This is a genomic window from Luteirhabdus pelagi, from assembly GCF_016827595.1.
GTDB lineage: Bacteria > Bacteroidota > Bacteroidia > Flavobacteriales > Flavobacteriaceae > Luteirhabdus > Luteirhabdus pelagi.
Window position 1 is genome coordinate 605,432 of sequence record NZ_JAECMS010000002.1, and the last position, 18,823, is coordinate 624,254.

The 18,823-nt window shown below is 41.7% G+C and carries 17 protein-coding genes; 1 reads left to right on the plus strand and 16 read right to left on the minus strand.

Going from position 1 to position 18,823, the window contains the following annotated elements; all coding sequences use genetic code 11:
• Positions 1–19: 19 nt before the first annotated feature.
• The 3 genes from I4Q58_RS07565 to I4Q58_RS07575 form a co-directional block, all read right to left on the minus strand.
• Complete coding sequence (locus tag I4Q58_RS07565; protein WP_203295279.1) at positions 20–3,082, minus strand: choice-of-anchor L domain-containing protein; 3,063 nt, start codon at positions 3,080–3,082, stop codon at positions 20–22.
• 23 nt (positions 3,083–3,105) lie between these two features.
• A complete protein-coding gene (locus I4Q58_RS07570; protein WP_203295280.1) occupies positions 3,106–5,745 on the minus strand; it encodes a gliding motility-associated C-terminal domain-containing protein in 2,640 nt (879 codons plus the stop codon).
• A 116-nt stretch (positions 5,746–5,861) separates the two neighbouring features.
• Positions 5,862–6,812 carry an endonuclease/exonuclease/phosphatase family protein gene (locus tag I4Q58_RS07575; protein WP_203295281.1) on the minus strand — a complete coding sequence of 317 codons (951 nt, stop codon included), beginning with the start codon at positions 6,810–6,812 and terminating at the stop codon, positions 5,862–5,864.
• Positions 6,813–6,884: 72 nt separating this feature from the next.
• Between I4Q58_RS07575 and hflX the strand changes: the two genes are divergently transcribed.
• Positions 6,885–8,099, plus strand: coding sequence for a GTPase HflX (gene hflX / locus I4Q58_RS07580; RefSeq protein WP_203295282.1), 1,215 nt, complete (start codon positions 6,885–6,887; stop codon positions 8,097–8,099).
• Between the two features lie 219 nt (positions 8,100–8,318).
• On the opposite strand, the gene I4Q58_RS07585 is transcribed toward hflX, so the two are convergent.
• The 13 genes from I4Q58_RS07585 to I4Q58_RS07645 form a co-directional block, all read right to left on the minus strand.
• Positions 8,319–9,218, minus strand: coding sequence for a DUF3078 domain-containing protein (locus I4Q58_RS07585; RefSeq protein ID WP_203295283.1), 900 nt, complete (start codon positions 9,216–9,218; stop codon positions 8,319–8,321).
• A 49-nt stretch (positions 9,219–9,267) separates the two neighbouring features.
• Positions 9,268–9,777 carry a DUF2480 family protein gene (locus tag I4Q58_RS07590; protein WP_203295284.1) on the minus strand — a complete coding sequence of 170 codons (510 nt, stop codon included), beginning with the start codon at positions 9,775–9,777 and terminating at the stop codon, positions 9,268–9,270.
• A gap of 94 nt (positions 9,778–9,871) precedes the next feature.
• Positions 9,872–10,201, minus strand: a complete 330-nt coding sequence (locus I4Q58_RS07595; protein WP_203295285.1) for an SUF system Fe-S cluster assembly protein — start codon at positions 10,199–10,201, stop codon at positions 9,872–9,874.
• Between the two features lies 1 nt (position 10,202).
• Positions 10,203–10,628 (minus strand): SufE family protein, encoded by a 426-nt coding sequence (locus I4Q58_RS07600; protein WP_203295286.1) that lies wholly within the window; start codon positions 10,626–10,628, stop codon positions 10,203–10,205.
• Positions 10,629–10,632: 4 nt separating this feature from the next.
• Entirely contained in the window at positions 10,633–11,070 is a 438-nt protein-coding gene (locus tag I4Q58_RS07605) for an META domain-containing protein (protein ID WP_203295287.1), read from the minus strand.
• An 11-nt stretch (positions 11,071–11,081) separates the two neighbouring features.
• On the minus strand, positions 11,082–12,296 hold the full coding sequence (locus tag I4Q58_RS07610) for an aminotransferase class V-fold PLP-dependent enzyme (RefSeq protein ID WP_203295288.1): 1,215 nt from the start codon (positions 12,294–12,296) through the stop codon (positions 11,082–11,084).
• A gap of 117 nt (positions 12,297–12,413) precedes the next feature.
• The gene (sufD, locus tag I4Q58_RS07615) at positions 12,414–13,730 is read right to left on the minus strand and encodes a Fe-S cluster assembly protein SufD (RefSeq protein WP_203295289.1); all 1,317 of its coding nucleotides are present in this window, start codon (positions 13,728–13,730) and stop codon (positions 12,414–12,416) included.
• Between the two features lie 48 nt (positions 13,731–13,778).
• Positions 13,779–14,534, minus strand: coding sequence for a Fe-S cluster assembly ATPase SufC (gene sufC / locus I4Q58_RS07620; protein ID WP_203295290.1), 756 nt, complete (start codon positions 14,532–14,534; stop codon positions 13,779–13,781).
• 9 nt (positions 14,535–14,543) lie between these two features.
• Entirely contained in the window at positions 14,544–14,948 is a 405-nt protein-coding gene (locus I4Q58_RS07625) for a hypothetical protein (protein WP_203295291.1), read from the minus strand.
• A gap of 14 nt (positions 14,949–14,962) precedes the next feature.
• A complete protein-coding gene (gene sufB / locus I4Q58_RS07630) occupies positions 14,963–16,411 on the minus strand; it encodes a Fe-S cluster assembly protein SufB (protein ID WP_203295292.1) in 1,449 nt (482 codons plus the stop codon).
• A gap of 39 nt (positions 16,412–16,450) precedes the next feature.
• A complete protein-coding gene (locus tag I4Q58_RS07635; protein ID WP_203295293.1) occupies positions 16,451–16,780 on the minus strand; it encodes a HesB/IscA family protein in 330 nt (109 codons plus the stop codon).
• Positions 16,781–16,928: 148 nt separating this feature from the next.
• Entirely contained in the window at positions 16,929–17,996 is a 1,068-nt protein-coding gene (locus I4Q58_RS07640; RefSeq protein WP_203295294.1) for a cytochrome-c peroxidase, read from the minus strand.
• A gap of 64 nt (positions 17,997–18,060) precedes the next feature.
• On the minus strand, positions 18,061–18,807 hold the full coding sequence (locus I4Q58_RS07645) for an MbnP family protein (RefSeq protein WP_203295295.1): 747 nt from the start codon (positions 18,805–18,807) through the stop codon (positions 18,061–18,063).
• Between the last annotated feature and the right edge of the window lie 16 nt (positions 18,808–18,823).

Below are 18,823 nucleotides of genomic sequence, written 5' to 3' on the forward strand. Positions count from 1 at the left end.
TCGTGATTGGTTTTGGTTTTTAATTCTCGTCTTGGTTAATATAAACCCAACCGGACTTCTCTGTGCCGTAAACTGGATCTTCACCATCAAAAAGTATTACATAATAATACGTTCCCGTTGGCATTTTTTTATTGTCCTTGGATTGTCCTCTCCATTCGTTAACATAATTACTTTTTTCGTAGACAAGTAGTCCATGTCGGTTATAGACAGTAAAACTCTCTATGCCTGTTCGATCAGCCAAAAATTCTAAATCGAACTTATCGTTTTGACCAGGAGAGCCGAACGGTGAAAGTCCTTGAGTTATAACGCAGTCTGCATTATCGTATAGCGAAATGGTAACGTCGTCTTCAGCTTGGCAAGATCCTTTCACCACCTGTACGGTATATTCCACAGAACCCACTTCCGTTGATATAAGGCTCACTTCTAATGTACTAGAGGTAGCATCAGGGATTAAAACTCCGTTTTCAAACCATTGATAGGTAGCATCCGAATCGTTTGAAGAAGCTTCAATTATAGTAGGAACGTTCGGACACGTTTGAAAATCATCCTGTTGAATCGTTACCTGAAGGTCTTGGTTAATTGAAAGTACTATTTCATCGCTAGCGGTACAACTACCAGCGGTTACATTCACTTGGTACGTTCCCGCGCCGAAGGCTTCTAATGACTGATTATTTTCATCTGTTAGCACAGTTCCGTCCAATACCCATTCGAAAGTAGCATTCTCAGGATCGATACCATTTACATCGGCGAATAGAATTTCAGCACTTTCAAAGCATGAGTCGAAATCGGCGCCTAAGGTTACCGAGAAGCTTCCCAATGTTAGCGTTATACTATCGGTTGCGACACATTCCCCGATGGTTACAGTTACCTCGTATACTCCGGGTTCCGTTGCTTCTAACGTAGCATCTTCTGCTCCATCGATAACAGTGCCATTTAAGGTCCATTCAAATTCTGCGACGGATACATCATAGTTTGATGGACTAGCATCTAAGACTACAGGGTCTAAAAAGCAGCTCTCTACATCATCGCCCAATTCTATTTCAATATCATTGGCTGGTGTAATGGTGATGGTATCGGTAGTAGAACAAATTCCTACTGTTACGGTTACTTCATACACGCCCGACTCGGTAACAGCAAGTGTAGGGTCTGTTTCACCTGAAATAATAGTTCCGTCTAACGTCCATTCAAATGAAGCATCTGCCACATCGTAATTGTCTGGTGTAGCATCCAATGTTACGGCTTGTACTAAACAGGATACGATTTCGTCTCCCAATTCGACAGCTATGTCGTTAGCGGCAGTTATAGTAATAGTATCTGTTGTTTCACAACTACCTACGGTTACAGTTACTTCATAGGTACCTTCTTGTTGAACAGAAAGCGTAGGGGCTGTTTCTCCTGCAATAATGTTTCCATCCAGTGTCCATTCAAACGAAGCGTCTGCCACATCATAATTTGTAGGGGAGGCATCAAGTAGTAAGGGATCTACTGCACAGGTTTCAATATCATCTCCTAGCTCTATATCGATATCATTTGATTGGTCGATTACAATAATATCTGAAGCTTGGCAATCGCCAACACTTACAATAACCTCATAGGTTCCTGCTTGAGTAGCATCTAAGGTTTGATTTGTTTCCCCGGTAATTTCAGTTCCATCTAAGAACCATTGAAAAGTGGCATCAGCAGGATCGTAAACGGTTAGGATGGCTGTAAGTATTTCGGGTGAAATAAAGCAACTACTGATATCGTCTCCGAGATCAGTTTCAAACGCTATTGGGGTTATTACGATTTCTTCAGTAGCGATACAGCCCTCGTTTTCTACAGTTACCACATAAGTACCTGTTTGTGTGGGCGTAATAGTTGGTCCTGTTTCCCCAGGAATTAGAACGCCATCCAAAAACCATTCATAAACAGCATCGGCAGGATCTACGTTAGTCGGACTAGCATCTATTTCAATTCCTTCTGAAGGTAGTAAGCAACTTTCGATATCCGAACCAAGATCAATTTCAGGAGTAATACTGAAGTTTACGATTACACTATCAGAAACACTACAATCTGCCGTACTGATTGTAATAGTATATTCACCTTCCTGATCCACGAGGATATTTGGATCGGTTGCACCAGGAATAGGAACTCCATTAAATGACCATTGAATATTCGCCTCTGAAATAGGAATGCCTGTAATTTCGGCCTCTAAGTTCACTTCTGTAACATCACATCCAACTACGGTCCCTAAAATATCGTTTGCAATATCAACATCGCCAATATTAAAGCTTCCCGCTTCTAAAAAGACAGCCATATCTAGGGCAGAATCAGTTTCATCGGCAACCACTAACTTGATGGTGTAAGGATTTCCTGGAACTACAGGGCCCATTGCTGTTAGTACAACTGTTTGCCCGTTGTAGTTTATTGGAGAATCTTCAGCGGGAATAGAATTGACTGTTGGATTTGCAACAGGCTGAAAATTATAACGATCAAAAAACTCTTCATTCACTGCTGGACATTGCCCGATAACTTCTGGTCGAATATTTGTTACTTCGATTGGAATATTGGTTCCAGGCAACACAGCTAGGTTTTGGACATTGCCTGTAACCTGATCGGTAAGTATAAAGGCAAAGGCATCTGAAAAAGTACATTCAAAACCCTCTTCATATTCTTCAGAGGCCATAATGAAATTAAAGCTTAATTCATCGATATTAGGCACAAAATCAAATTGCAAGATAGTCGCATCATTTGTATTTGTAGCAGTAGTATACGTCTCTAAATCTGTATCCCCTGGCCACCCAGGAGAAGTTGAGTTTATGGATGTATTGGGTCCTGGCGCATCGTTTACGTTTCCGGATGCTAACACGATTCCAGAAGCAAATGGAAAGTCGGTTCCATTAGCATCGAAAGCTGCTAGACCATTAACATTCCCAAAGTCGGTTCCGGTAATCGCAATATGATTTGATGTTGTAACACATGTATTGCTAATTAAAATATCGTCGACCAATTGCTGCGGTGTGAGACTGCCATCTACTGTTATCTGTGCAAACAGGCCACAGCTAGACAATAAGATTGCTGAAAGGAATAATAACCTTTTCATAATGGTTCGTATAGTTGGTTAGTTTAGTTTTCGTCTTGGTTTATATACACCCATCCAGATTTTTCAGTACCATATATTGGATCTTCACCGTCGAAAATGATAATATAGTAATAGGTGCTGGAAGGCATTTTGTTGCTATCCATTGACTGTCCACGCCATTCGTTCACGTAATCGTCCTTCTCATATACAATGCGTCCTTGTCTATTAAATACTCTAAAGCTTTCTATTCTTGTACGGTCGGCTAAAAAGGTTAGATCGAATACATCATTTTGACCTGGAGTACCCGTTGGTGAGAGTCCTTCAGGAATTATACAACCTGCATTATCATACAACATAATATCTATCTCGTCTTCCGCGAAACATCCACCAGTGCTTACTTGAACCGTGTAGGTAACGGCTCCTACTTGTCCTATTTCAAGACTTACGTCCAATGTGTTTGAGGTCTCTCCAACAATCTCGTCGCCATTTTCAAACCAAGTATAGGTGGCAGTCTCATCACTAGAAACGGCAGTGAGAGTAGTAACAATGTCGGGACATGTCTCAAAGCTATCTTGCTGAATGGCAACTTCAAGGTCTGAAGATTCAGTTACTGTTATACTATCTGTGCTAGAGCAATCGCCGGCGGTTACTGTAACGCCATAAGTGCCGGGATCTACTACTACCAATGTAGCATCCGTTTCCCCTACGATTACATCTCCATCCTTGGTCCATTCAAATATAACATCCGCTATGTCGTAGTTGGACGGCGTGGCATCTAGTATTACAGGTTCCTCAAAACAGGTGTTTATATCATCCCCTAGTTCAATCTCAGGATTTTCAAATAGTGTGATGGTTACGCTTTCAGTAACAGTACAATTTTCGAAGGTTACTTCTACCGTATAGGTTCCAGATTCAGTAACCGTAATGGTTTGGGTATCCTCGCCAGTGCTCCATTCAAATGTAACATCTGCGGGATCGACACCGTCCAACGTAGCGGTAATATCGTAGGATTCGTTACCACAAAACTCTTGATCGCCACCTAAATCGACAGTAAATAGGTTTTGCGCTGTTACGGTAACGTCATCTGTTACTTCCGTGATTTCCCCATTATCATCCTCATAAATAAGAGCAGCCGTATAAGTAGTGGTTTCCGTTGGACAAACATTTACGGTAAGATCGTTGCTAATAACTGTTCCAGCTTCATCTCTCCATTCAAAAACAGTTGTATTCGCTTGTGCACCATTCGGTACAAATCGCCACGTTTCACTTTCACCGGGAAGTACTTCCCATACACCAGTATTCCGTCCTGGTGGCACACTAAACTCAGTTAAATCATTTCCTTGAAGTCCTAAGGTTGCAAGGCCATCGTTCCAACCTGGGCAAACAGGTTTCTCAATGATATTAACTTCTACCACATTATATGTTTCATACAATACAATTTGTTGGGTGCTTGAAATATCGTTGCAAGAAAATTGTGGAATCGCATTAAAATTCAATACAAAAATTCTAAAAGGAGCCGTACCTGTTATAAAATAGTTGATTCTATCGGGAGCAGGATTTACACCCGGATCCATATCATGAAAGGCACCAAATATGGTGTTAAAAGGAAAGCTCGAGTTGTTGATAGGTAAAAGTTCACCCGGTTCAATACCCCAATCGTTAAAACCTCCCGCTAGCGATGTGTCAAAAGATATCTGCCCGTTCGCTCCTATAACCAATTCCGTATATTCATTTCCATAAAAATTGAAAGGAAAGGTAATGTCTATGGGCGCAGTCCATTGGTCATCAATAGTAAGGTTCGTCGGCGTACCACCATCAATGGGTGGCAAGTCACAAATTGGACCGTTAATTAGATAGGACGATGTCTCTCGGCCTGGGAAAGCAAAAATTTCAGCTTCCAAATCTGTACAGTTTTCATCACAATCTACAGTAACATCAGGACCTGCTTCTATAAATTCACAAGGACCTTCTTCAATACAGAACGATGTAATCGATTCACTTGTTACCACACAGTTTGGATCATCGTCGTTCGACACCTCGACAACTATATCGGTCTGAGGAATATAAGGACCTACCGTGTATGTTCCTGTTTCGGTGACCGTTTCGTTTGCGATGCCTTCATTATCTGTAATGGTATAAGAAGTACCGCTTCCTAAATCAGAGATGGTCACATCAATAAAAAACTGGTCATTATCACAATCTTCAGCTAATGCATACGATACGGTAGGGTTGATACACGAAGCACAAAAGACATCAAAGTCCCACGGCGTTTGGCCGCCAGAAACGCAGCTATTTGAAATATCAGAATTAATCTGAACGGTAATAATATCACCTGTCGAAGTATAGCTTAATCCAGCCAATTCACCACCATCACCATAAGGCGTTGCGGCATTCAGATCGGTTACACCGTCTGAGTCCAAGATAAGCAACTCGTCGAAGTTTTGTTCTACGGTTCCGGCGTTAAAAACAACCGTTAAAGGAAATCCAGTATCGCTTTGAAATTCAAACGCAGTAGTGTCATTTTCGTCATAACAATAAGTGTTATTAACGGGGCCGTCGGCGCAAACGATAGTCGTTTGAGCGAGACCCGAAACCATGGTAAGTAAGAATAGCAAAAATGTAAAGGATATTTTTGCTTGGAATGGTTTACTAAGTATGTGGGAAGAGGGTAGTTTTTTCTTCATTTACATGAAATTGTAAGGTTAATTAGTAGACTAAAATATAGAAAAAAACCATCATTTACATCCGCCGTATAATTTTTAGATGTATTGAGGGAAAATTCCGATAAAGGGTAAAGGTATCAATTTTTGACAGAGAACAAAGCAAAGATGGGAAAATGATCGCTAGCCCCCCTTAGGTAACGGGGTCCGGCATAGGTTCTAAAGGGATTTCCAAAGAATCGCCTATCCTTTTCTTGAAGGCTTGCGTCCTTATACACTTTTGCTTCTTTAAATTCGAAGGGATTTTCATAGGGTTTGAGAAAACTATGCGAAACTAATATCTGGTCAAAAAGATTCCACCTTCCTCTATGGGTAAGACTGCCCGAATAAGGAGTATGTAATGTTTCCATCGGATTATAAAAGGAATGCTCGCTCAACATCTGAATGCTTTCACTCTGTGGATCATCATTGAAATCGCCCATAATAAGGATTTGTGAATCGGAGTCTTTTGCTATTAATGTATCTGCGATTTCCAAAACGCGTTGCGCTGCAGCAATCCTTTTTTCATTCGTTTCCTCCGTGCCTGCTCTTCTAGAGGGCCAATGATTAATCAAAATACTAACAAATTGCCCTTTTAACATTCCGTCCACCTGAAGAATATCACGCGTATAATCGCGTTCGCCTACCTCATTGGTAACCCATAACGTATGTGCTTCAAATGCTTCAACCTCAAAAATATCCCTTCGGTACAATAATGCTACATCTATTCCACGCTCGTCGGGCGAATCGATATGAACATATTCATAGTTCGAATTCCGCAAGGCCTTAGACTGAACCAGCGCTTCTAAAACAGTTGCATTCTCTACCTCAGCAACCCCCACGATTGCTGGTGGAAAACCTGTTTCCTTCTTACCAATCTTTGAAATCGTCTTTCCGAGCGCTGCTACCTTTCGTTTGAAACGCTTCTCGTTCCATTTTTTCCTTCCGGTTGAAGTGAAATCGTCGTCCAACGTGTAAGGGTCGTCTTCGGTATCGAAGAGATTTTCCAGATTGTAGAAACCTATGGTATAGAGCGATGTGTCCGAAGGCATTCGAGTGAAGTTGCTGTTAAAGGGGTGTAAATTACGAAAAATGGGAGCAATCAGTTTTGTACCTTTGTGTTTATGCTTGAAAAGAATACTATAGAATACGAACGGACGGTCCTAATAGGACTCATTACCCGATATCAGGACGAGGAAAAATCGAAGGAGTATTTAGACGAACTCGAGTTTTTGGCCTATACAGCTGGGGGTGAAGTACTGAAGCGCTTTGTTCAAAAATTGGATATGCCCAATCCGAAAACCTTTATCGGAACGGGGAAAATGGACACCGTAAAGGAATATGTTGACGAACATGATGTGGGGACCGTAATCTTTGATGATGAACTTTCGCCTGCTCAACAAAAGAATATTGAAAAAATTCTGAAGTGTAAGATTATTGACCGTACGGGCTTGATTCTCGACATTTTCGCCCAGCGCGCTCAAACGAGTTATGCCCGAACACAGGTTGAATTGGCACAATACGAATATTTATTGCCGCGACTGGCGGGTATGTGGACGCACTTGGAACGACAACGTGGTGGTATCGGGATGCGGGGTCCTGGTGAAACCGAGATCGAGACTGACCGTCGTATCGTCCGCGATCGCATTTCCTTGCTGAAGAAGAAGCTTGAGAAAATCGATAAGCAGATGGAAGTGCAACGTGGGAACCGAGGTTCTTTGGTACGTGTTGCTTTAGTCGGATACACAAATGTTGGGAAAAGCACCTTGATGAACAGCTTGAGCAAAAGTGAAGTATTCGCTGAGAACAAATTGTTTGCGACTTTAGATACTACAGTGCGAAAGGTGGTGATCGGTAATCTGCCGTTTCTGTTAACAGATACGGTTGGATTTATAAGAAAGTTACCCACCCAATTGGTAGAGAGTTTTAAAAGTACGCTGGATGAGGTGCGTGAAGCCGATTTGCTGTTGCATGTAGTGGATATCAGCCATGGTTCGTTTGAAGATCATATTGCTTCGGTAAACCAAGTCTTGGATGAAATAGATTCGGCGGATAAGCCGACCATTATGGTCTTTAATAAAATCGATCAGTATAAACCTGAAACGATTGATGAAGACGATTTAACCACGGAAAGAACAACCGCTCATTATACCTTAAAAGAATGGAAGCAGACTTGGATGAACCGGGAAGAGAATGCCATCTTCATCTCTGCCCTTAACAAGGACAATTTTGAAGAGTTCCGAAAGTTGGTATATGAAAAAGTTCGGGAGATCCATGTAAATCGTTTTCCTTACAACAACTTCTTGTATCCAGAGAAGTATTTGGAGTATGAAGAATAAAGAAAGCCCGGAAGTTCCGGGCTTTTTTTTAATGGTAAATTATTCATTTCCTAGAATGGAAGGGTAAGTCAAATGACCACCCCGATTCGCTGGGCGAATCACCCCTCCTGTGAGGAGGGGATCTTTTTTATTTATTGAATCACAAGAGCGATTAAAATGCTCTAGTTCCTTCCTAGCCTGATAACTGTTGTAAGTCACGCGGCAGATGGAAGGATTAACTTAGAATTTGTATCCTACTCCAACACCTAGCGTTTCCCGAATCTGGAAGCCTTTAATTGCATTATCGTCATAAATAGCTTGGAAAGTCGCCGTAGCATTAATCCATTCGTTTACCTTCAACACTAAGTTCATGGTGTAATCTATATCTACGTTTTGTGGGTCTTCCAAATAGTTGGAATATAAGAGAAGGATGTTTTCCATCGTAATATTCTCCATCAAATCGAACTTCGCATAACCGTTTAGCGAAGCACCAAATTCGAAGCGCATGCTTTCACCTTCATCAACTCCAAAATAGTCACCATCGGTATAGCCAGGAACGGTTGTAAACATATCATCGACAAAAATAAGTCGGGCGGTAGCTGGAGCGAGGTTCACTTTAAGGTTGTCGCTTTCTTTCCACAGCATACCAGGACCGAATTGTAAATAGCCAGGCGACATAAAGTGTGTGGTCTCCGTACGGATATCGTTACCCGTTACCGGATCTTCAGAAAACTCATATCCTTTTGCAAATTGGGTTCTGAAATTCATAAAAAAGGAATAGAACCACTTGCTTTCGGCGATCTGTCTACCAACGATAGAGTTTAGTTCTAGTCGGTCGTTTGTTTTTCTACTGAATTCCTCATCACGAATCTTAGTGATACCATATTCAGCTAAAATTCGGTTATCCCAGGTAAGTTTACCTTTTCGATAGTTGAAATCGTAGGTAAGCGAACCGTTAACAGCATAATTGGAGGTTCCACCGCCTTGCCATTCCTTATTGAAAGCGGCTTGATTGAAAATAATGGAGATGTTTCCAGCTTTGGTCCAACCGTCTTTCGGTTTTTCTTCCTCTTCGGCATCCTGTGCAAAAACCGTTAGAGGAGCAGTACAAAGCAATACTGCAAATAGTAAATATTTCATAATAAGAAGGTTTAGTTGTGCAAAGGTAGTTTTTCTTCGAAAAGAGTACTTATTTTTTTCTTTTGAAAAGGGGTACGGCAGAACACGCTTCACCATACATAATGCTTCGTGCCACGGGCTGAAGCTTTTGCGCTAGCAATACGAAGGCGCTCTGTGGGACTGGCTTACGCGAACAACCTTTAATAATAACCGGCTTGTCCTGAAATTCAGAAAGGTCCATTCCGTTAATGATTTCAGTGAATAGTTGCGACTCCAATTCCTCCAATGATCCAACCACAACCTTTTTGGCCACTTTTGAAGCTTCCAGCGCCACAAACATATAGGCCCATCCGGGAACGATGGCATCGGTAGAACAATGTAATGCAATGAAACTATTTTGATACTGCTCCCAATTGAAATCCCTAATAGCCGTTCGAAAATCCTTTTCTTTCAGAACAATACCTTCTAAAAGCCATTGCGAAATATCTACTGTAACCCGTTCACCAGCCGGATAAAATTCTTCTAGATCGAAGGTGACAAGCTTACTATTCGCGACGCGATTAATGATTTCGTTTTCCATTTTTTCAAAGGTTCAAAGGTTCAAAGGTTCAAAGGTTCAAAGTATCAAAGGTTCAAAGGAGCAAAGAATCAGAGATTCAAAAATGTACAGCTTTTTATAGCATTCCTAATTCGAGTTTGGCTTCTTCACTCATCAAATCCTGGGACCATGGCGGATCGAAGGTCATTTCCACTTCAGCACTTTTAACCATTTTGATGCTTCGAACCTTGCTTTCTACTTCCGCAGGAAGGCTTTCCGCCACCGGACAGTTTGGAGTGGTTAGGGTCATTAAGATTTTCACTTCACGATCTTCATTTACAAAGACATCGTAAATAAGTCCCAATTCATAAATATCGACCGGTATTTCAGGATCATAAATGGTCTTCAACACCTTTACGATTTTTTCACCCAATTCTTTTGTATCTATTTGTTCGGTTGTACTCATATCAATTGTTTGCTTTAGCTTGGTAAGCGACTGCGTATAACTTCATTTGTTTGATCATTGAAACCAATCCATTGGCACGGGTAGGAGATAAGTGTTCTTTCAGGCCAATTTCATCAATAAAATCGGTATTGGCTTCTACAATAGCTTCAGGCGATTGGTTACTAAAGGCGCGAATTAAAATGGCGATGATACCTTTTGTAATAATAGCGTCGCTATCGGCGGTAAACACCACATTCTGATCATTCAATTCGGCATGCAACCAAACTTTACTTTGGCAGCCTTTTATAAGCTTATCATCCGTTTTGTGCTCAGGAGCAATTTCGGGTAGCGATTTTCCTAAATCGATCATATATTCATACCGCTCCATCCAATCGTCGAACATCGCGAACTCATCTACTAACTCCTGTTGCTTCTCCTGTATTGTCATTTTATTATTCTTCGTTTTGAGCTCTTTTCTTCGCCGAAAGCAGTACCGATTGGTCTGTTCCGTAAAGCGTAAGCGTTCCTTGATAAATACGATAGCTTCCCGTATTGTTAAGCGCTTCCAATAAGGCTTCTTCACGCTCCATCGTAGCCTTATCGCACATTTTCTTGGTCGTTGCCAATTCAGCGAAACTCAGATTCCCAGCGTTTAAGGTATAGTCGCCGAAGAAGGTATTGCAACCACCATTTCCGTTAATAGAGGTGTCCAGCGCATTAAAGGTTAGACTTTGCTTATTGGCCGGAACCTGATTGCCATCGATTGCGGTAACGTCATAGGTTCCCGAAAGTTGTACATTACCAACCACATCGGTTACATTTTGGGTGCTGTCGCAGGCCACAAAAAGGCCCGCCACCATCAGTACTAAAATAAGAGCTGTTTTTTTCATAATTTCAAGTTTTACTGCAACATATTCTTGGCTCGTTGCACAGCCGAAACCAGGGCATCTACTTCCGCTTTCGTGTTATAGAACGCGAAGGAAGCACGAACGGTTCCTGGAATTTTATAAAAGTCCATAATCGGTTGGGCACAGTGGTGTCCGGTACGGACAGCAATACCCAATTTATCGACAATAGTTCCGATATCGTAAGGATGAATTCCTTCAATATTGAAGGAAATAACCGATGTTTTTGCTTTACCTGTACCGTAAATTTTTAACCCCTCTATTTGTTGAAGCTGTTCGGTCGCATAGGTCAATAATTCAGTTTCATATTCTTCTATTGCTTCAAAACCGATATTGTTAAGATACGTAATAGCGGCGCCAAACGCAATCCCGCCTGCGATATTTGGTGTTCCCGCTTCGAACTTATGGGGCAAATCGGCATAGGTTGTCTTTTCAAAGGTAACTTCGGCAATCATTTCGCCTCCGCCTTGATAGGGAGGTAACTTCTTTCCCCATTCTTCTTTCATATACAATATGCCGACACCGGTGGGTCCACACATCTTGTGGGCAGAGGTGACGTAAAAATCGACATCCAATGCGTGTAAGTCTGGTTTTATATGCGAACATGCCTGTGCACCATCTATCAAAACGGCTGCTTCAAGGGCATGAGCTTTTTCAATAATTTCTTTGATAGGGTTGATGGTTCCCAACGCATTCGAAACATGATTCACAAAAACGAGCTTCGTTTTCTCTGAAAGCAAGGCTTCATATTCGTCTAGTATCAATTCACCTTCCTCATTCATTGGAATAACCCGAAGGGTAGCACCCGTGCGTTCGCATAACATTTGCCAAGGCACGATGTTGCTGTGATGTTCCATAGCGGACACCAAGATTTCATCTCCTTCTTTTAGTAATTTCGAAAATCCATTGGCCACCAAATTGATGCCTTGCGTTGTTCCTGCGGTGAAAATTATTTCATGAGCCTTTTCTGCATTGAAATGTTCACGAATGGTTTCCCGTGCTTGCTCATACGCATCGGTAGCTTCCTGCGAAAGGGTATGCACACCGCGGTGGATATTGGCGTTGTATCGTGAATAGTAATCGACGATACAATCGATAACAGCCTTAGGTTTTTGGGAAGTCGCCGCATTGTCGAGATACACCAAAGGTTTCCCGTTCACCTCGCGTTGAAGGATGGGAAAATCGTTTCGAATGGTGGTTACATCTAACATCTAGAAATCAAAATAAAGGTTTCCGTAGGGAATACTGCGTTAAAAATATGCTAACTACAGTGAAACAAAAACCCGCTTTTTTGTGAAAGCGGGCTTTATTTGAAATTCATTTTTCAATTACAACTGAAAGCCAACGCTTACCCCAATCTTTTCGGCGATAAGTTTGTTGATTCTGCGTTTCAGTTCCGGAATTTTCACGCTTTCCAACACATTGTTGGCAAACGCATACATCAGTAATGCCCGGGCTTCTTTTTGTGCGATACCGCGCGAACGAAGATAGAACAAGGCTTCTTCATCCAACTGACCAATCGTACAACCATGTGAGCACGCCACATCATCGGCAAAAATCTCCAATTGCGGTTTTGAGTTAATGGTCGCTTTATCGCTTATTAGAATATTGTTGTTTTGCTGAAAGGCGTCAATCTTTTGTGCAATGCTATCGACCAACACTTTTCCGTTGAAAACACCTGTGGAAGCATCGTCGAAAATGCCTTTGTAATCTTGGTGACTTTCACAATTCGGCTGGGTGTGATGTACCAGCGTATTATGGTCGACATGCTGTTTGTCTTCCAATATCGTAATCCCATTTAAGGTTGAATTACAACGTTCTCCTTTTTGGTAGAAGTTTAGGTTGTTGCGCGTTAGTTTTCCACCGAATGAGAAGGTATGCAGACGGCAATTGCTCTCGCGTTCCTGTGAAATATAAGTGCTATCGATTAGTGAAGCTGTTGAAACATCATTCTGGATTTTATAATAATCCACAAACGCGCGTTTTTCAGCAAACACCTCGGTTACGCTATTTGTAAATACAGGATTTTCAGAAAGGCTTTGATGACGCTCGATAATCTGAACGTGACTATTTTCACCTACAACCACTAAATTTCGAGGTTGCAGCAGGGCTGCCGATTCGGTGCCAGTTGAAAAGTTGATAATCTCAATCGGTTTTTCAACCTCCTTATGCTTTGGGATATGGATATAAGCACCTTCTTTCGCAAAAGCTGTATTTAGGGAGCTTAAGCTATCTTTTTTCGCCGCTTTGTTGAAGTAGGCTTCCAATACTGGTTTGTACTTCGGCTTAGCCAAGGCAGACGAAAGTAAGCATACATCGATGCTATCGTGCGTTGTTTCCGAAAGAAAAGAACTGTAAACGCCATCGATAAATACGATTTTGTAGGTGTCGACATCGTGTAGGAAGTAGTTCTTAACCTCACGAAACTCGATTGTTCTGTCCAAAGGTTTTGGAAAGATGCTATAGTCGGTTTTCAAGAGGCTTCTTAAGGAAGTATACTTCCATTCCTCGTCCTTTTTGGTCGGAAATCCTGTTGCCTCAAAATTTTTGATGGCGTCGTTCCGCATCGTATGAATAGGCGAGTCATCGGCCAAATTGTCTTCAAAGGCGAAATAAGAGGTTACTAATTTATCTTTTAAGCTCATAGGATGTTTTCAAAAATTCCACTTCAAACTTCATGCATGCAGTGCGTTTTACACCGCTTTCATTTCTTCTTTAATCCAGTCGTATCCTTTTTCTTCCAATTCGTAGGCTAAGCTCTTATCGCCCGACTTCACGATTTTTCCATCGACCAATACGTGAACGAAATCTGGTACGATATATTCCAATAATCGTTGGTAGTGGGTAATTACGATAATAGCGTTGTCTTTGCTTTTTAGCTTGTTTACACCATTTGCAACTACTTTTAGTGCATCGATATCGAGTCCAGAGTCGGTTTCATCCAAAATGGCCAATTTCGGTTCCATCATGGCAAGTTGAAATATTTCATTGCGCTTTTTCTCTCCACCTGAGAACCCTTCATTTAAGGAACGAGAAAGAAACTTGCGGTCTATTTCCAGCATATCGGCCTTTTCCTTGATTTTCTTCAACATTTCACCAGCGGGCATTTCCTTTAGCCCTTTTGCCTTACGGGTTTCGTTGATAGCCGTTTTGATGAAGTTGGTGACCGTTACCCCTGGAATTTCGACAGGGTATTGAAACGATAGGAATAACCCTTTGTGGGCGCGTTCCTCTGGATCCAATTCGGTGATGTCTTCACCCTCGAATTCCATTATTCCTTTATGGACTTCAAATTCTTCCTTTCCAGATATAACAGAAGCAAAGGTACTTTTACCAGAACCATTGGGTCCCATAATAGCATGAACCTCACCTGGTTTCACGTCGAGGTTAATACCTTTTAGAATATCTTTTTCTTCTACACCTGCGTGTAAGTTTTCAATATGCAGCATATCTTCTATCTAATTTTTCTTTTCTTCTATTTTTACGTCGGCCATTGTAGCCTTGTCCTGTATGCTTAGTACTTCTGTGATGGTGAGAATATCTTCCCAGCCATCGGTACCAGCTTCTTTCTTTTTGGTAGTTCCTTTTACAGTAACCATAACCATATCGTACGGATCTTTTTGAATGGCCGTAACCTCTTCAGCAAGATCTTTGGCAATTTCATTTAAAACTACTCCGTACACCTTATTGTTCTGCTGTAATACGGCGGCATCATCAACATAGATGAACTCACCAGTAAGCGTTTTTTCACCAGCTGGCGTGATTGTGACATCTGCAGCTGTTTTTTCAGATTGTGCTTTCGATTGCTCTTTACAACCTAGAAAGCAAAATGCGACAAAAGCTAAAAGAACTACTTTTTTCATTCTTACATGATTGTTTATCCAACAGAACCCTCTAGGGAGATTTCCAATAACTTTTGGGCCTCTACGGCAAATTCCATCGGTAATTTATTTAGCACTTCTTTACTGAAACCGTTCACGATAAGCGCAATTGCTTTTTCGGTATCGATACCGCGTTGGTTGCAATAAAATATTTGGTCTTCTCCAATTTTACTTGTCGTTGCCTCATGCTCAATTTGAGCTGTTTTGTTTTTGGCCTCGATATATGGAAAGGTATGGGCACCACATTTATTTCCCATTAAGAGGGAATCGCATTGCGAGAAGTTTCTAGCATTTTCAGCACGAGAATTCACCTGAACGAGACCGCGATAACTGTTTTGTGATTTCCCTGCGGAAATACCTTTCGAAATAATGGTACTCTTGGTGTTTTTTCCAAGATGAATCATTTTCGTACCCGTATCGGCTTGCTGATAGTTGTTGGTTACCGCAATACTGTAAAACTCCCCAATACTATTATCGCCTTTCAGGATACAGCTAGGATATTTCCAGGTTACGGCACTACCGGTTTCTACCTGCGTCCATGATATCTTAGCGTTCTTTTCGCATAAACCACGCTTGGTCACGAAGTTATAAACACCGCCTTTTCCATCTTTACCGCCGGGGAACCAGTTCTGAACCGTAGAATATTTAATTTCAGCACCATCTAGTGCGATAAGTTCTACAACGGCCGCGTGCAACTGATTTTCATCGCGCATAGGAGCGGTACAGCCTTCTAAATAACTAACATAGCTATCTTCATCGGCTACCACCAGGGTTCGCTCAAACTGTCCTGTTCCCGCTTGGTTAATTCGGAAATAGGTAGAAAGCTCCATCGGACATCGTACGCCCTTTGGAATATAACAGAAAGAGCCATCGCTAAAAACAGCACTATTTAGGGCTGCATAGAAGTTGTCTTTCTGCGGAACGACGGTTCCTATATATTTTTTAACGAGTTCTGGATGTTTTTTAATGGCTTCTGAAATAGAGCAGAAGATAATGCCCTTCTTAGCCAACGTATCCTTAAAGGTAGTCGCCACGGAAACAGAATCCATCACGATATCGACCGCTACACCTGCTAGTTTCTTTTGCTCTTCAATAGAAATTCCAAGTTTGTTGAAGGTATCCAGCAATTCTGGATCTACTTCGTCCAAACTGTCATATTTCGGTTTTTTATTGGGAGCGGAATAATAGGATATATTTTGGAAATCAGGTTTTTTATAATGAACGTTCGCCCATTCAGGCTCTATCATTTCCTGCCAATACCGAAATGACTCCAAACGCCATTCGGTCATCCATTCAGGTTCTTCCTTTTTCTTTGAAATCGCCCGAACAATATCTTCATTTAGGCCGACAGGAAAGGTGTCGCTCTCGATGTCGGTGTAAAAACCATACTCATATTCCTTGGTTTCTAACTCCTTCTTCAGATCATCTTCAGTATACTTGCTCATTCAGTACGTTTTAGTAATTGATACCAGTTCAATTGGGTGCTACAGCGAAAAACTTTCACCGCAACCACAGGTGCGATTAGCATTTGGGTTATTAAATACAAAGCCTTTTCCGTTCAGACCGCCACTATATTCAAGCGTGGTTCCTACTAGGTATAAAAAGCTTTTTTTATCTATCGCGATCTTTACTGGGGTGTCTTCAAAGACCTTATCGGTATCGCCAGAGGCATTATCGAATTTCAATTCATACGACAACCCTGAACAACCGCCGCTTTTCACCCCAACCCGAACAAAATCCTGCTCAACATTAAAGCCTTCTTCACTCATCAATTGGGCGAGCTTGGATTTTGCAGTGTCACTAACCTTTATCATAGATTGGAATCATTCAAAATTAGACTGCAAAAATACAATAAATAGCGCGTAACACCATAGTGACGAAGTATTATAAAACCTATTGAACAATAGATTTAAGCAATACTTAACAAAATTTTCTAAAAAGGTAAAAATGAAATGGTTAGTTCTAGTTCTGGAAATCTGGATTATTGATGAAAGAAGGGTCGGAAAGTGAGAGTAGAAAGGCCTTCAGGTCTTCTTTTTGTTCTGTAGTAAGTTGAACGCCGCCCTCGGCTACGGCCTTCATAAGCGGATCGATAGTTTCGGAATAGACCAGTCCTTCCGAATAATGATCGATAACTTCGTCCAGTGTTTCAAAACGTCCATCGTGCATATACGGAGCCGTGTAGGCTAGGTTTCGTAGTGAAGGAGAACGAAATTTTCCAAAATCCATCGGATCGCCCGTCACTAGACCACGACCACGGTCGTCGAAGGTTTCATCAAGGCCATTATTATGATACTGATTATCGGTCCAGAGCGGATTAAAGGGATTTCCATGGCAATGGAAGCAGTCGCCTCGGTCTTCATCCATAAAGATATCGAAGCCATTTAATTCACTTTCTGTAAGTTCCAATTCACCCAAAAGATACTTGTCGAAGCGCGAATTTCCGGAAACCATGGTCCGCATAAACTGAGCGATGGCTTTAGCCACTTGATCACGGTCGATACTAGACGTTCCAAAGGCTTTGGAGAACATTTCTGGATATTGGGGGTGTGCTGACAACTCGGCTACGGCATTTTCCCAGTCTTCGTGCATTTCAACAGGATTTGCGACCGGTTCTAATACTTGTTTTTCAAGTGTATTGGCGGCACCGTCCCAAAAGAAGTCATTTGTGTTCCAGGCCAGATTGAAAAGCGGCATTGAGTTGCGGATACCTTCTTCACCATCTATTCCAATACTCAATGTAGCATCGTCCGTAAAGGCATTAGCGGGTTTATGGCAACCGGCACAGGCGAGCGTATTATCTCCTGATAGTATGGGATCGAAAAAAAGTTTTTTACCAAGGGCAACCCCTTCCTCGGTCAACGGATTATCCGAAGGTATGCTGGGAGGATTGATTCTATCAAAAATAGGTGGTAACTCCAGGGTATAGGGTATGGGTTCGTAACCTGGTTCGTCTGGATTGGAATCGTCGGAACAGGAAACAAATAGTAAAACTGTCAATACTGCGATTGAAAGCACATACTTTTTCATACCATGCATTTTACAATTGTGATTTAAGTGTAGGGGATGAACCTTCGGCTCATCCCTTTGCTATTTAATTTTGGCTTATAGAAAACACGGATTGCGCATTCTCATGCATCATAATCTGCGCTTCATAATTTGGCATTAGTGGCGTGTCCAGTTCGTTTAAGTTCCACGTATTGGGGTTTTTAAACCATTCGGCTATGTTCATCTGAATGTTGATCGTCGTATCCCCATCAATGGTAATGGTTCCTAAATCGACTTCCACGAAATTCGACTCGAAAACACCTTCACTTACCCGCGCTGTGCCATTATGAAAATTAAATGGCTTCGGCTCGCTACTGTTTACGTTGTACATCCCATCAAATTGAAGGAAATGGTACCCGCCACCCAACATCGTGGGCCAGTTCCATGAAGCTGCATTAAGGTCAGCATAAGCACCATCCACATTGTCTTCATCATTAAAGCCGTATATCATGGAAACGGTGTAAGTTCCTTCTGGAACGGTTACTTGCGAATCAGACTGCATTGTAGAAGCATCGGATAGATCTATCAATTGATAGGTATTCAAAAGTGTATTTGAACCATCAGCGCTGCTTAATTGGAAGCGTGACAAAAGATATCGCAAACGAGCAATCTTCAATTCTTCACCATTTTCGTTGGTATAAACGGTATTGTCAATATCACTTGCCGTAACAGCTGTTCCGTCCCAATTCTGTGAGAATTGAAATTGAACCAAAGCACTCGAAGTGCTGTCGTCGTCGCTTTTGCAACTTGCAAGTACTGCGACGAATAGTAAAAGTAGGAATACTTTTTTCATAGGGGGTTTGCTTATA

Excerpts from the sequence above, each read along its gene's own strand:
- I4Q58_RS07600 (WP_203295286.1), bottom strand. The coding sequence starts at position 10,628 with ATGACAATACAGGAGAAGCAACAGGAGTTAGTAGATGAGTTCGCGATG.
- sufD (WP_203295289.1), bottom strand. The coding sequence starts at position 13,730 with ATGAGCTTAAAAGATAAATTAGTAACCTCTTATTTCGCCTTTGAAGAC.
- I4Q58_RS07570 (WP_203295280.1), bottom strand. The coding sequence starts at position 5,745 with ATGAAGAAAAAACTACCCTCTTCCCACATACTTAGTAAACCATTCCAA.
- I4Q58_RS07565 (WP_203295279.1), bottom strand. The coding sequence starts at position 3,082 with ATGAAAAGGTTATTATTCCTTTCAGCAATCTTATTGTCTAGCTGTGGC.
- I4Q58_RS07585 (WP_203295283.1), bottom strand. The coding sequence starts at position 9,218 with ATGAAATATTTACTATTTGCAGTATTGCTTTGTACTGCTCCTCTAACG.
- sufB (WP_203295292.1), bottom strand. The coding sequence starts at position 16,411 with ATGAGCAAGTATACTGAAGATGATCTGAAGAAGGAGTTAGAAACCAAG.
- I4Q58_RS07640 (WP_203295294.1), bottom strand. The coding sequence starts at position 17,996 with ATGAAAAAGTATGTGCTTTCAATCGCAGTATTGACAGTTTTACTATTT.
- hflX (WP_203295282.1), top strand. The coding sequence starts at position 6,885 with ATGCTTGAAAAGAATACTATAGAATACGAACGGACGGTCCTAATAGGA.
- I4Q58_RS07625 (WP_203295291.1), bottom strand. The coding sequence starts at position 14,948 with ATGAAAAAAGTAGTTCTTTTAGCTTTTGTCGCATTTTGCTTTCTAGGT.
- I4Q58_RS07610 (WP_203295288.1), bottom strand. The coding sequence starts at position 12,296 with ATGTTAGATGTAACCACCATTCGAAACGATTTTCCCATCCTTCAACGC.
- I4Q58_RS07575 (WP_203295281.1), bottom strand. The coding sequence starts at position 6,812 with ATGCCTTCGGACACATCGCTCTATACCATAGGTTTCTACAATCTGGAA.
- I4Q58_RS07645 (WP_203295295.1), bottom strand. The coding sequence starts at position 18,807 with ATGAAAAAAGTATTCCTACTTTTACTATTCGTCGCAGTACTTGCAAGT.
- I4Q58_RS07595 (WP_203295285.1), bottom strand. The coding sequence starts at position 10,201 with ATGAGTACAACCGAACAAATAGATACAAAAGAATTGGGTGAAAAAATC.
- I4Q58_RS07635 (WP_203295293.1), bottom strand. The coding sequence starts at position 16,780 with ATGATAAAGGTTAGTGACACTGCAAAATCCAAGCTCGCCCAATTGATG.
- sufC (WP_203295290.1), bottom strand. The coding sequence starts at position 14,534 with ATGCTGCATATTGAAAACTTACACGCAGGTGTAGAAGAAAAAGATATT.
- I4Q58_RS07605 (WP_203295287.1), bottom strand. The coding sequence starts at position 11,070 with ATGAAAAAAACAGCTCTTATTTTAGTACTGATGGTGGCGGGCCTTTTT.
- I4Q58_RS07590 (WP_203295284.1), bottom strand. The coding sequence starts at position 9,777 with ATGGAAAACGAAATCATTAATCGCGTCGCGAATAGTAAGCTTGTCACC.